The sequence below is a fragment of the Micromonospora sp. A3M-1-15 genome (assembly GCF_024213425.1).
Taxonomy (GTDB): domain Bacteria; phylum Actinomycetota; class Actinomycetes; order Mycobacteriales; family Micromonosporaceae; genus Micromonospora; species Micromonospora chersina.
This window is the reverse complement of sequence record NZ_JANAVK010000010.1, coordinates 111,520-123,627: the sequence shown is the minus strand read 5'-3', so window position 1 is coordinate 123,627 and position 12,108 is coordinate 111,520. Positions and strand designations below refer to the sequence as shown.

Sequence of the window (12,108 nt, the reverse complement as noted above, 5' to 3'; positions counted from 1 at the left end):
CTCGGCCTACCCGGATGCGTACGCGCAGTGGGAGCAGCAGGCCGCCGACATCGTCGCCCACAACTGGAACAGCTGACCCACACAAACGAACGCTGGCCGGCACCCCGAACCTGGGGTGCCGGCCAGCGGCGTTTCACGGAGCGGTCAGCAGGGCGGGTACAGGCGACGCGTCCCCGAGCCGGCGGCCCAGGCGGCCGGGTCGCTGAACCGGCAGCCGAAGTCCGGCGCCGCCACCGCCTTGCGGTCGGTCACCGCGTCACCGGCCGGGCGGTGGCCGGTGCGTACCCAGGAAACCAGGTCGTCCCAGGCCGCGCCGGCCTCGGCCGGGCTGAACTCGCAGTGCTGCGCGGCCCGGACCGCCCGCTGCACGACCAGCCGGCTGCGGCCGTGCCACGCCGTGTCGCGGGCGTACGCCTGCTCCATGCTGAACGGCACGAAGAGGTCGCCGAGGTCGTGCAGGCTGAGCACCGGCACGGTCGGCCGGCCGCTGATCCGCGGCACCTCGGTCAGGGTCGGGGACAGCCGCTGCCGCAGGTTCTCCGGGGCGACCCGCTGCACCGTGGCGTTGACGTTCACCGGGCTGTTCGGCGAGTAGCGGGTCAGCAGGTTCGTGGCGAGCTGGCCGGGCCGCTGGGCGGGGGAGTCGCCACCGTCGGTCGTGGTGATGCTGAACAGGAAGTCCTTCCAGACCGCGAAGGCGGCGTCGGCGCCGGGCCGCGGGCCGCCGGACCGCTCGACGGTGATGGCCCGCAGTTGCTTGCCGAGGTCGTTCGTGGTGTCCGGGCCGCCCGGCTTCAGCCCGGCCAGCCCGAGCGCTACCTGGATCCGCGGGACGGCGTTGGTCAGGTAGTCGTCGGGCGTCGGGTACGCCGGCACCCCGGCGAGGGCCTGCGCGACCAGGTTGTAGTCGAGGAAGAAGTCGAACAGCTCGTGGTCGCCGAGCACCCCGCACATCGGCAGCGCGCCGTCGTAGTAGCCGGGGTACTGCTCCAGCGAGCGGCCGATGATGTGCCCGCCCATGGAGACGCCCGCGATGTACACCCGCTTCGGCCGCTTCACCGTGTCGGCGAAGAAGTCGGCAAGCGCCCGGGTGCCGAGCACGCCGGAGCGGATGTCGTAGCCGTTGCGGTCGTACGAGGACGACGCCCAGGCGTACCCCTGCGCCAGCAGCCGCTGCCGCAGGTCGTAGCCGGGCGGCTCGGGGGAGAGCACGGTGCCCTGGCCGCGGTAGCCGTGCGCCCACATCACGAGGTCGCCGTTCCACCGGGCGGGGGTCTCGATCACGTAGCCGGCGTGCTCGTGCACGCCCTGCCGGACGGTGGTGGTGGCGCCGTCGACGACCAGCGGCGCGAGCGGCGGGTTGCTGATGGTGTAGCCGGGCAGCGGCTGGCTGCCGTCGTCGGCAGCGAGGGCGGGCGCGGCGCCGCCGAGGCCGACCGTGAGGGTGAGGGCCGCGCCGGCGGCGAGCAGCCGGCGCAGGAGGCGGGTGGACGAGGTCAGCATCGGTGCTCCCCCGGGGACGGGTGCCGCCCCGGGACGGGGGCGGCCAGGCGGGACGGAGGCCTACCGGCCGGTAGCGACCTGAACCTAAGCGCGGCCTCGACACCTGTCAATCGTTGACTGACCGAACGGTCAGCCAGGTCCGTCCGGCCCGCCCACAGTGGCCGCTCACACCAGCCCGTGCGCCAGCATCGCCTCCGCGACCCGCCGGAACCCGTTGATGTTCGCCCCGGCCACATAGTCGCCGGGCAGGCCGTACTCCTCGGCGGTGGCCCAGCAGCGGGCGTGGATGTCCCGCATCGTCTCGCGCAGCCGCTGCTCCGACTGGGCGAACGTCCACGAGTCGCGGCTGGCGTTCTGCTGCATCTCCAGCGCGCTCACCGCCACCCCGCCGGCGTTGGCCGCCTTGCCGGGAGCGAACCGCACCCCGGCCCGGCCCAGGATCCGCACCGCCTCCGGGGTGGTGGGCATGTTCGCCCCCTCGACCACCGCGACGCAACCGCCGGCCACCAGCGCCGCGGCCTCCGCGCCGCCGATCTCGTTCTGCGTGGCGCAGGGCAGCGCCAGATCGCACGGCACCTCCCACACGGTACGACCGGAGACCGCCACGGCGTGCGGCACGTGCCGGACGTAGTCGTCGAGACGGGCCCGGCGCTCCTCCTTCAGCTCGCGCAGCAGGGCCAGGTCGATGCCCTTCTCGTCGAGCACGTACCCGTCCGAGTCGGAGCAGGCCACGACCGTGCCGCCGAGCTGGTGCACCTTCTCGATCGCGTAGATGGCCACGTTGCCGGAGCCGGAGACCACCACCCGCTTGCCGTCCAGGCCGTCACCAATCTGCTTCAGCATCTCCTCGGCGAAGAACACCGCCCCGTAGCCGGTCGCCTCCCGCCGCACCTGCGCGCCCCCGTACGCCAGCCCCTTGCCGGTGAGCACACCCGACTCGTACCGGTTGGTGATCCGCTTGTACTGGCCGAACAGGTAGCCGATCTCCCGGCCGCCCACCCCGATGTCCCCGGCCGGCACGTCGGTCTGCGCGCCGATGTGCCGGTACAGCTCGGTCATGAAGCTCTGGCAGAACCGCATCACCTCCCGGTCCGACCGGCCCTTCGGCTCGAAGTCCGCGCCACCCTTCCCGCCACCGATCGGCAGGCCGGTCAGCGCGTTCTTGAAGATCTGCTCGAAGCCGAGGAACTTCACGATCCCCAGGTAGACCGACGGGTGGAAGCGCAGCCCGCCCTTGAACGGGCCCAGCGCGCTGTTGAACTCCACCCGGAAGCCGCGGTTGACCCGGACCCGGCCGTGGTCGTCCTCCCACGGCACCCGGAAGATGACCTGCCGCTCCGGCTCGCAGATCCGCTCGATGACGCAGGCGTGCGCGTACTCGGGGTGGCGGGCCAGGGCCGGCCCGATGCTCTCCAGCACCTCCCGGACCGCCTGGTGGAACTCGGGCTCACCCGGGTTCCGCCTGACCACGTTCGCGAACACCGTCTCGACGGTCTCCGGCATCACGGACACGCCCCTTCCGGTCCCGGTACCGGCCTCGTCGCCGCACCGCCCCCGGGTACGGATCGTCACCGCCGTCCGGTTCACTTGTCGGATGGACGAGTTGATCTGGGAGACGGCCCGGGACGCCCGCGCCTGGCTGGACGCGGCCAACGGCACCGGGGACGCCGAGCTGACCGTCCGCCTGCTCAAGCTCACCGAGGAGGCGGGGGAGGCGGCCGCCGCCTGGATCGGGGTGCTCGGCCAGAACCCCCGCAAGGGCGTCACGCACAGCCGCGAGGACGTGGCCGCCGAACTGGCGGACGTCGCGTTCACCGCCCTGGTGGCGATCGAGAGCCTCGGCCTGGACGCCCGGACCGTGGTGTCGGCCTGCGCCGAGAAGGCCCGCACCCGCCTCGCCTGACCACCCGTCCGGTCCCGGTCCGGGCCTGAATGCGCGGCGTGTCCGTTTCCGGGTGACCGGCGGCACTCTGTTCACGGAATGGCGGGAGGCCCCGGGTCGTTGTATCCCCGTGAACGACCGAGGAAGGCGCCCCGCCAGGCGGGGTGGCCGGGCCCGGAATGATGGTGGGCCGCCGGTCGTTGTACATGGTCCCGGCGCGACGAAGAGGCCCCGCCCCGCACGCCGGATGATCCCCCAAGACTTTCCCCTTTTTGAGCGCCCTGACGGTGCTTGCGCACGGCCGACCCCCATCGGCGTGGTGCGCCAACCCCCGAATGGAGCTTTCCCTCATGAACACGATGCTGCGTAAGAGCGTGCTCGGTATTGCTGGTCTGGCCTTCACCGGCGGTGCCTTCGCCGGTCCGGTCGCCGCCCACGCCGCGGAGCCGGTCCAGGGCAGCAAGCCGGTCGCGGTGAGCGTGCAGGGCGCGCAGTCGAAGATCGACCTGAACGACGAGCAGACCGCCAACGCCAAGGCGATCATCGCCGCCACCAAGAAGGCCGGACTGCCCGAGCGGGCCGCGGTCATCTCGATCGCCACCAGCCTGCAGGAGTCGAAGCTGGAGAACCTGGGCCACCTCGGCGACAAGAATGACCATGACTCGCTGGGTCTGTTCCAGCAGCGCCCGTCCTCGGGTTGGGGTACGCCGGAGCAGATCACCGACCCCGAGTACTCGACCCTGGCGTTCCTGAAGGGTCTGAAGCAGGTTGACGGCTGGCAGGACATGCCGCTGACCGAGGCCGCCCAGACCGTGCAGGTCTCGGCCTACCCGGATGCGTACGCGCAGTGGGAGCAGCAGGCCGCCGACATCGTCGCCCACAACTGGAACAGCTGACCCACACAAACGAACGCTGGCCGGCACCCCGAACCACGGGGTGCCGGCCAGCGGCGTCTCCAGGGGAGAGGCGAATGAACTGAACCCGGAACGGAGACGTATCAGCCAGCGGGGACCGGGAAGAGGGGACAGGAACATGGCGGCACCGGAGGACGACCCTGACCACACCGCGTCGGGCTGGTCCGGGGCCGCCCGCCTGCTGGTCGCCGCCGCCGTGCTGGTGGTGGCGCTCGGCGTGGTCGCCGTGGTGGCGACCCTGTCCCATCCGGCCCGGCTCGGGGTCGCCTTCTCCGGCCGGGCGCCCACCGTGACCGAGGGCCACCGGCCGGGCGGCGTGGGCGCCGCCGAGGTCGCCGCCGAGGAGACCCTCACCGCCCCGCGCGGCGACCGGCGAAGCGCGGACTTCGAGCTGGCCGACGGCCTGACCAGTTTCACCCTGCGCGCCGCGGACCTGGGCGTGGCCGCCGGGCAACTGGTCAGCTCGCCGGGCTGGGACCGGTCGCGGGACCGGCTCTACCTCGACCTGGCGGCCGGGGCGAACACGGTGAGCGTCGCGGCCGGCTGAGCGTACAGTCGGGCGGTGGACCGTACCGAATCCCTGCCGGCGCAGACCCTCCCACCAGGCGTGGGCTCCACCGACCCGGGCAGCGTGCTGCTGCCCGGGCACGACGTGCCGTTGGGGCGCTACACCACCGTGCGCCGGCTGCTGCCGCAGCGGCAGCGGCGGCTGGTCGGGGCCTGGTGCTTCGTCGACCACTTCGGACCGGACGACGTGGCCCAGCGGCCCGGCATGGAGGTGCCGCCGCACCCGCACACCGGGTTGCAGACGGTCACCTGGCTGCTCGACGGCGAGATCCTGCACCGGGACAGCCTGGGCAACGTCCAGCCGATCCGCCCCGGCCAGCTCAACGTGATGACCTCGGGGCACGGCATCGCCCACTCGGAACGCTCGCCCCTGGTGCACCCGCCCGTCATGCACGGCGTGCAGCTCTGGGTGGCGCTGCCGGACCCGGCCCGGGCCGGCGCGGCCGACTTCGCCCACCACGCGGAGCTGCCCCGGTGGCGCGACGGCGACCTCACCGGCACCCTGCTCGTCGGCGAGATGGCCGGGGAACGCTCCCCGGCCGTGGTGCACACCCCGCTGGTCGGCGCGCAGCTCGAGGTCGACGGCCCGGCGCCGGCCACGCTGCCGCTGCGCCGTGACTTCGAGTACGGGCTGCTCGCCATGTCGGGCTCCGCCGAGGTGGACGGGGTGGCCGTCGACCCCGGCGCGCTGCTCTATCTGGGCGCCGGGCGGGAGTCGCTGACCCTGCGCGGCGCCCCGGGCAGCCGGCTGCTGCTGCTCGGCGGCACCCCGTTCGAGGAGCCGCTCGTCATGTGGTGGAACTTCGTGGGCCGGTCGCACGAGGAGGTGGCGGCCGCCCGCGAGGACTGGATGGCGGGCCGGCGGTTCGGCACGGTCGCCGACGACGCGGCGCCTCCGCTGCCCGCGCCGGCGCTGCCCACCACCCGCCTCAAGGCGCGGGACCGGCGCGGCGGCACGCTGGGCTGAATGCCCCGCCCCACCCCGGGTAGACGGCGGGCATGCCCACCACCAGTGCGATTTCCAGTGTCGAGGACAAGAAGCGGCTGGTCCGCCGGCTCGCCGGGGACGGCCGCGGGTTCGCCGAACGGTACGGGTTCCGGGTCACGAACAACCCGTCCCAACTGTTCCAGGTGCTCTACCTGTCCGTTCTGCTGGCCCGGCGGGGTGACTTCCACAAGGCGGTCGACGCCGCGACGGGGTTGCGGGACGCCGGCTGGGACAGCGCCGCCCGGCTGGCCCGCTCGTTGCACGCCGACCGGGTGCGCGTGCTGCGCGCGGCCGGGCAGCGCGGCGACGTGGACACCCTCGCCGCCACCCTCGGCGACCTTGCCCGCAAGGTGGTCGACGCGTACCGGGGCGACCTGCGGCGGCTCCGCACGGAGGCGCACCAGGATCCGGCCCGGGAGCGGCGGCTGCTGACCGCGCTGCCCGGGGTGGACGACGAGGTGGCCGACCTGTTCCTGCGCGAGGCACAGGCGGTGTGGCGGGAGGTGGCGCCGGTGGCCGACCGCCGGGCCCTCGCGGCGGCCCGCCGGCTGGGCCTGGGCCGTTCCGCCGACGACCTGGCCGGGCTGGCCGGCAGCGGCGAATCGGAGCGGCTGGCCTGGCTGGTCGGGGCGCTGGCCCGGGTGGATCTGGAGAAGCGGTACGCGGAGTTGAGCGTCTGACCGAACGTGCCGGTCGCCACAATCCCGCGATACTCACCCGTTCGGCTGATGTCCTGTCGTATGATGATCGTGGCAGCGATGCCCGCCCGGTTCGGGCGAACATCCACCGCCTGTCGGTCGCGACCCGGTTCGGGCGCGGACCGGCGGGGACAGGTGCTGCGTGGCGCCCCAGGTCGCGGTTCGTGACCCGGGGCGCCCGCCTGTCGCCGGCGGTTCACTGGGCGAGGCTGGCGAGCAGGTTCACCGTGGCGGCGATGATGACCGCGCCGAACAGGTACGACAGCAGCAGGTGCCGCAGCGCCGTGCGCCGCATCTCCGAGCTGCACAGGTCCGTGTCGGAGACCTGGAAGGTCGCGCCGACCGTGAAGCCGACGTACGCGAAGTCGGAGAAGCAGGGCGGCTCCGCCTGGTGGAAGTCGATCCCGCCCGGCTCGCCGCTGTAGTACAGCCGGGCGTACCGGGTGGTGAAGACGGTGTGCACCACGAACCACGCGACCACGACGCTGAGCACACCGAGCCCCCCGTAGAGGTCCCGGGGCAGTCCGGGCGGGATGGTGTGCGCCGTGGTCAGCACCAGCCCGACCGCGACCAGGCTGGCCAGGCAGGCCGCCAGCAGCAGGGCGTCGCGCGTGGCCCGGTTGGGGTCCTCCAGCTTCGCCAGCCGCGCCGTCCGGGCGGCGTCCAGCCGGGACAGCCGTCCCCACTGCAGGACCAGCCAGCTCAGCGCGGCGCCGTCCCACCCGACCAGCGGGGCGAGCGTCGGCGCGAGCATGACGGCGGCGGCGCCACCGGCGACGGCGCCGACCAGCGCCATCACGACGAGCTGGACCGCCGCCGGCACGTGCCCGTGGACCGGGGCGGCCGTCCGGCGCGGCACCGGTCGGGTCAGATGCCGCGCAGGTGCTGCGAGACCCGCGGGTGCCGGTCCCGGGCCTGTGCCGCGCGCTGCGAGCGGCTCACCTCGGGCGCGGCGTCGATGCCGGCCGACCGGGCCACCTCGGTGCCGTTGGCATAGTCCACCGGCGGCAGCGCCCGCAGCGCCCGCAACACCTCCGGCGGCGCGCCCTCCCGTTCGGCCTCCCGGATGACGTCGTCCTTGCCGGCCGGGTAGTCCAGCGCCGACAGGTACTCAAGGACGTCCGTGTAACTCGCCATGGGTCGGGCTCCTCGCGCCTGTAGTTGCGGTCACGACCGGCGGCGGATACCCGCCGGGCCGCGGGTCACGCCCGGGACCGGCGGAAAATCCGGCGGCGGTTTCCGGGCCGCCGTGGCGGGTAGCCGCGCGGTGCTGACCACCGAAGGAGGTACCACCCATGCACTACCTCACCTTCGTCGGCCGGGTGGCGCGGCGTACCGGGACGTCCCAGGAGTGCGCGGCGGAGTTGACGCGGGCCACGCTGGCGACCCTCACCGACCGGTTGACCGGTGGTGAGGTGCTGGACCTGGCCGCCCAGATGCCGAAGCCCCTCCAGGGGCTGCTCAAGCCGGACCCCCGTCAGGAGGCGGCGGACCGCTTCGGGGCGGCCGAGTTCGTCGCCCGGGTGTCCGTGCGCGCCGGCGTCGACGAGGACACCGCCCGGGGCGGGGTGCGGGCCGTGTTCTGCACGCTGCGCGAGGCGATCACCGGCGGGGAGTTCCAGGACGTGGTGGTCCAGCTGCCCCGCGACTTCCGGGACATGGTGGAGCCCGCCCTGGCGCCCGCCGCGGCCCGCCGCTGACCCGCCGCGCCGGCCCCGGTCAGGCGACCGTGCCGGCGGCGCGCAGGGCGGCGATCCGGGCCGGGTCGAGGCCGGCCTCGGCCAGCACCTCGTCGGTGTGCTCACCGGGCCGCGGCGGCGGCCGGCGGACCGAGGTGGGGGTGCCCGAGAAGCGCGGCGCGGGGGCCGGCTGGGGAACCCCGTCGGGCGCGACGAAGACCTTCCGGGCGGCCAGGTGCGGGTGCTCCGGGGCCTCGGCCCAGTCCAGCACGGGCGCCACGCAGGCGTCCGAGCCGGCCAGCAGCGCGGCCCACTCGTCCCGGGTGCGCGTGCGGAACAGCCGGGCCCAGGCCGCCCGCAGCGCCGGCCAGTTCGCCGGGTCGTGCCGGTCCGGGGCCTCGTCGCCGTCGAGCGGGAAGCCGGTGAGCCGGACCAGCTCGTCGTAGAACCGCGGCTCCAGCGCGCCGACCGCGAGGTGCCGCCCGTCGGCGCACTCGTACGTGTCGTAGAACGGCGCGCCGCCGTCGAGCAGGTTCACCCCGCGCGGGTCCTGCCACATCCCGACGCGGCGCAGCGCGTGGATCTGGGTGGCCAGCACCGACACGCCGTCCACGATGGCCGCGTCGACCACCTGGCCGGGGGCGCCGGCGCGGACCGCGTACAGCGCCGCGACGATGCCGAGGGCCAGCATCATCCCGCCGCCGCCGAAGTCGCCGAGCAGGTTCATCGGCGGCACCGGGCGCTCGCCGGCCCGGCCCACGCCGTGCAGTGCGCCGGTCAGCGCCAGGTAGTCGATGTCGTGGCCGGCGGTGTGGGCGAGGGGGCCGTCCTGCCCCCAGCCGGTCATCCGCCCGTACACCAGTCGGGGGTTCGTGGCGTGGCAGTCGTCCGGGCCGAGGCCGAGCCGCTCGGTGACCCCGGGCCGGAAGCCCTCGATCAGCGCGTCGGCCCCGGCGACCAGTGCCAGCACCACGTCGCGCCCCTCGGGCGTCTTGAGGTCGACGGCGAGCGAGCGGCGGTTGCGGTTCAGCAGGTCGCCCGGGAGGTCGCCGAAGCCGCCGCCGCCGATCCGGTCCACCCGCACCACGTCCGCGCCGAGGTCGGCCAGCATCATGGCGGCGAACGGCCCGGGCCCGATGCCGGCCAGCTCGATCACCCGTACGCCGGTCAGCGGCCCGTTGTCCATCGCGTCACCATAGGGCCCCGGCTGCCCGGGCACCACGCCCCACCGTCCCGCACAGCGGTTGACCAGGGCAATCATCCGCGTCGAAACTTGGCGTGCGGGTTGAGGTTGCCCTAACCTTGAGGCCGCGAGGGGAGTACTTCCCACGAACCATTCCGGTCAGTACGGCGGGCCCCGGGCTCGCCTCGGGTGGTTGCCCACGATCGGTGGGTGAAGGAGACCTCGGACATGGCACCGTGTTCGAGGAGGCTCCATGACCGAGTTGTCATACCTGTCCGCCGCCGAGTTGTCGTCGGTCGGCACCCCCACCCTGTGGGCGGTGACCATCGCCGGCGTGCTCGCGCTGCTGGTGCTGGACTTCCTGGTCACCCGGAAGCCGCACGAGGTCTCCCTCAAGGAGGCGCTGGGCTGGTCGGCCTTCTACATCGCCCTGCCGCTGGCCTTCGGCGCCTGGGTGTGGGGCCGCTACGGCTCCGAGCAGGGCGTCCAGTATCTCACCGGCTACCTGGTCGAGAAGTCGCTCTCGGTCGACAACCTCTTCGTCTTCATGCTGCTGCTGGCCGCGTTCGCGGTGCCCGCCGTGCTGGCGCAGCGGGTGCTGCTCTACGGCATCGCCGGCGCGCTGGTGCTGCGCGCGATCTTCATCGCCCTGGGCGCCGCCGCCCTGAAGACCCTCGACTTCGCCTTCCTGCTCTTCGCGCTCATCCTGATCGCCACCGCGGTCAAGCTGCTGCGCGACGCCGTCACCGGCCACGAGCAGGAGGTCGACATCGACAAGATGCGGTCGGTGCGGCTGCTCCGCAAGGTCATGCCGGTGGTCGACGAGTACCACGGCCCGAAGATGACCATCCAGCAGAACGGCCGCCGGGCGCTCACCCCGTTCGCCCTCGTGGTGGTCACGGTGCTCGCCACCGACGTGGTCTTCGCCGTCGACTCGGTGCCCGCCGTCTACGGCATCACCGAGGACCCCTACCTGGTCTTCGCCACCAACGCCTTCGCCCTGCTGGGCCTGCGGGCGCTCTACTTCGTGCTGCACGCCGCGCTGAGCCGCCTCGTGCACCTCAGCTACGGCCTGGCCGCCATCCTCGCCTTCATCGGCCTCAAGCTGGGCCTGCACTGGGCGCACGGCATCTGGCCGGGCGTGCCGCAGATCCCCACTCTCGCCTCGCTCGGCGTCATCATCGGCGTCCTGGTGATCGTCACCCTGACCAGCCTGCGCGCCACCCGCGACCGCGCCCCCGGCGAGCGGCAGGTCGTCTCCGAGCGGCAGTGACCCGGCCGAACCCCTCGCCCCGACCCACCCCAGGTGGTACGACTGACGGGTGGGAATCGTGTCGCCAGGCTTCCAGGGCCGGCCCCGTACGGCCGAACCGGCCCTGCCGCCGGGGCAGTACCTCACCCAGGACTTCCCGGTCCTCTCCGCCGGTCCGACCCCCCGGGTGCCGCTGGACACCTGGGAGTTCGTGGTCACCGACGAGGGTGGCGCCGAGTACCGGTGGTCCTGGGACGAGCTGATGGGCCTGCCGCAGGAGACGCCGCACGTGGACATCCACTGCGTCACCCGCTGGTCCAAACTGGGCACCGACTGGCAGGGCGTCTCGCTGGACACCCTGCTCGACGGCATCGACACCACCGCCCGGTACGCCCTGGTCCACTCCTACGGCGGGTACACCACCAACCTGCCCCTGGACGACCTGCGCGGCGGCCGGGCCTGGGTGGCGCACACCTACTCCGGTGGCCCGCTGCCGGCCGAGCACGGCGGGCCGGCCCGGCTGCTCGTCCCGCACCTCTACTTCTGGAAGTCCGCGAAGTGGGTCCGCGGCATCCGGCTGCTCACCGACGACAAGCCGGGCTTCTGGGAGACCGCCGGCTACCACGACTACGGCGACCCGTGGCGCGAGCAGCGCTACCAGGGCGACTGAGGTGGCCGCTCCGACGACCGGCGGCCGGGTGGTCGCGCCGCTGACCTGGCGGGTGGCCCGGCTGGTGGAGCGGCGGGTCGAGACGCCGACCGCGCAGACGCTCGTGCTGGACGTGCCCGGCTGGCCGGGGCACGAACCCGGGCAGCACGTCGACATCCGGCTCACCGCCCCCGACGGCTACCAGGCGGCCCGCTCGTACTCCCTCGCCGGGCCGGCCGAGGGGGAGCGGATCGCGGTCACCGTGCAGCGGGTGCCCGACGGGGAGGTGTCGCCGTACCTCACCGACACCTACGCCGAGGGCGACCCCGTGGAGGTGCGCGGGCCGGTCGGCGGCTGGTTCGTCTGGCGTGCCGACGAGACCGCGCCCGTGCTGCTGGTGGGCGGCGGCTCCGGTGTGGTGCCGCTCATGGCCATGGTCCGGGCCCGGCGCGCCGCGGGCAGCCGGGCCCCGTTCCGCCTCATCTACTCGGTGCGCACCCCCGAGGACGTCATCTACGCCGACGAGTTGCGCCGCCGCGCCCGCGACGACCAGGGCCTCGACGTGGCGTACGTCTACACCCGGTCGGCGCCGGAGGGCTGGCGGGGCGAGCCGCACCGGATCGGCCTGGCCGACGTGAACAGCCACGGCTGGCCGCCCGACCTGGAGCCGCTCTGCTACGTCTGCGGCCCCACCGGCTTCGTGGAGACCGTGGCGGACCTGCTGGTGGGTCTGGGCCACCCGACCCGGCGGGTGAAGACCGAACGGTTCGGCCCGACCGGCTGACCACCCGAG

At 73.7% G+C, this 12,108-nt stretch carries 14 protein-coding genes; 9 read left to right on the top strand and 5 right to left on the bottom strand.

The window, feature by feature from the left end:
* Nucleotides 1-144 precede the first annotated feature (144 nt).
* Together NLX85_RS32855 and gdhA are read right to left on the bottom strand one after the other, a co-directional pair.
* A complete protein-coding gene (locus tag NLX85_RS32855) occupies nt 145-1,503 on the bottom strand; it encodes a S9 family peptidase (protein ID WP_254341753.1) in 1,359 nt (452 codons plus the stop codon).
* 165 nt (nt 1,504-1,668) lie between these two features.
* Nucleotides 1,669-3,006 carry an NADP-specific glutamate dehydrogenase gene (gdhA, locus tag NLX85_RS32850; protein WP_254341752.1) on the bottom strand — a complete coding sequence of 446 codons (1,338 nt, stop codon included), beginning with the start codon at nt 3,004-3,006 and terminating at the stop codon, nt 1,669-1,671.
* 91 nt (nt 3,007-3,097) lie between these two features.
* Between gdhA and NLX85_RS32845 the strand changes: the two genes are divergently transcribed.
* From NLX85_RS32845 to NLX85_RS32825, 5 genes are all read left to right on the top strand, one after another.
* The gene (locus tag NLX85_RS32845; protein ID WP_254341750.1) at nt 3,098-3,406 is read left to right on the top strand and encodes a MazG nucleotide pyrophosphohydrolase domain-containing protein; all 309 of its coding nucleotides are present in this window, start codon (nt 3,098-3,100) and stop codon (nt 3,404-3,406) included.
* Between the two features lie 329 nt (nt 3,407-3,735).
* Complete coding sequence (locus NLX85_RS32840) at nt 3,736-4,281, top strand: hypothetical protein (protein ID WP_254341749.1); 546 nt, start codon at nt 3,736-3,738, stop codon at nt 4,279-4,281.
* Between the two features lie 136 nt (nt 4,282-4,417).
* On the top strand, nt 4,418-4,846 hold the full coding sequence (locus tag NLX85_RS32835; protein ID WP_254341748.1) for a hypothetical protein: 429 nt from the start codon (nt 4,418-4,420) through the stop codon (nt 4,844-4,846).
* Between the two features lie 15 nt (nt 4,847-4,861).
* Nucleotides 4,862-5,833 (top strand): pirin family protein, encoded by a 972-nt coding sequence (locus tag NLX85_RS32830; protein WP_254341747.1) that lies wholly within the window; start codon nt 4,862-4,864, stop codon nt 5,831-5,833.
* A 32-nt stretch (nt 5,834-5,865) separates the two neighbouring features.
* Nucleotides 5,866-6,534 (top strand): hypothetical protein, encoded by a 669-nt coding sequence (locus NLX85_RS32825; RefSeq protein ID WP_254341746.1) that lies wholly within the window; start codon nt 5,866-5,868, stop codon nt 6,532-6,534.
* A 214-nt stretch (nt 6,535-6,748) separates the two neighbouring features.
* Here the strand turns inward: NLX85_RS32825 and NLX85_RS32820 are convergent, their stop codons facing one another.
* Complete coding sequence (locus tag NLX85_RS32820; RefSeq protein ID WP_254341745.1) at nt 6,749-7,411, bottom strand: DUF1345 domain-containing protein; 663 nt, start codon at nt 7,409-7,411, stop codon at nt 6,749-6,751.
* Between the two features lie 8 nt (nt 7,412-7,419).
* Nucleotides 7,420-7,689, bottom strand: coding sequence for a DUF2795 domain-containing protein (locus NLX85_RS32815; RefSeq protein ID WP_091309157.1), 270 nt, complete (start codon nt 7,687-7,689; stop codon nt 7,420-7,422).
* Nucleotides 7,690-7,847: 158 nt separating this feature from the next.
* On the opposite strand from NLX85_RS32815, the gene NLX85_RS32810 reads away from it, so the two are divergent.
* A complete protein-coding gene (locus NLX85_RS32810) occupies nt 7,848-8,252 on the top strand; it encodes a DUF2267 domain-containing protein (RefSeq protein ID WP_091309153.1) in 405 nt (134 codons plus the stop codon).
* A 19-nt stretch (nt 8,253-8,271) separates the two neighbouring features.
* Here the strand turns inward: NLX85_RS32810 and NLX85_RS32805 are convergent, their stop codons facing one another.
* Nucleotides 8,272-9,417 (bottom strand): CaiB/BaiF CoA-transferase family protein, encoded by a 1,146-nt coding sequence (locus NLX85_RS32805; RefSeq protein ID WP_254341744.1) that lies wholly within the window; start codon nt 9,415-9,417, stop codon nt 8,272-8,274.
* Nucleotides 9,418-9,667: 250 nt separating this feature from the next.
* Here NLX85_RS32805 and NLX85_RS32800 point away from each other — a divergent pair, with 250 nt between their 5' ends.
* Genes NLX85_RS32800 through NLX85_RS32790 form a run of 3 tightly spaced genes read left to right on the top strand, consistent with a single transcriptional unit; the run spans nt 9,668 to nt 12,099 of the window.
* Nucleotides 9,668-10,687 carry a TerC family protein gene (locus tag NLX85_RS32800; protein ID WP_254341743.1) on the top strand — a complete coding sequence of 340 codons (1,020 nt, stop codon included), beginning with the start codon at nt 9,668-9,670 and terminating at the stop codon, nt 10,685-10,687.
* Nucleotides 10,688-10,745: 58 nt separating this feature from the next.
* Nucleotides 10,746-11,336: a sulfite oxidase-like oxidoreductase gene (locus tag NLX85_RS32795; RefSeq protein ID WP_254341766.1), complete on the top strand. Its 591-nt coding sequence runs from the start codon at nt 10,746-10,748 to the stop codon at nt 11,334-11,336.
* Between the two features lies 1 nt (nt 11,337).
* Nucleotides 11,338-12,099: a ferredoxin reductase gene (locus NLX85_RS32790; protein WP_254341742.1), complete on the top strand. Its 762-nt coding sequence runs from the start codon at nt 11,338-11,340 to the stop codon at nt 12,097-12,099.
* The last annotated feature ends 9 nt before the right edge of the window (nt 12,100-12,108 follow it).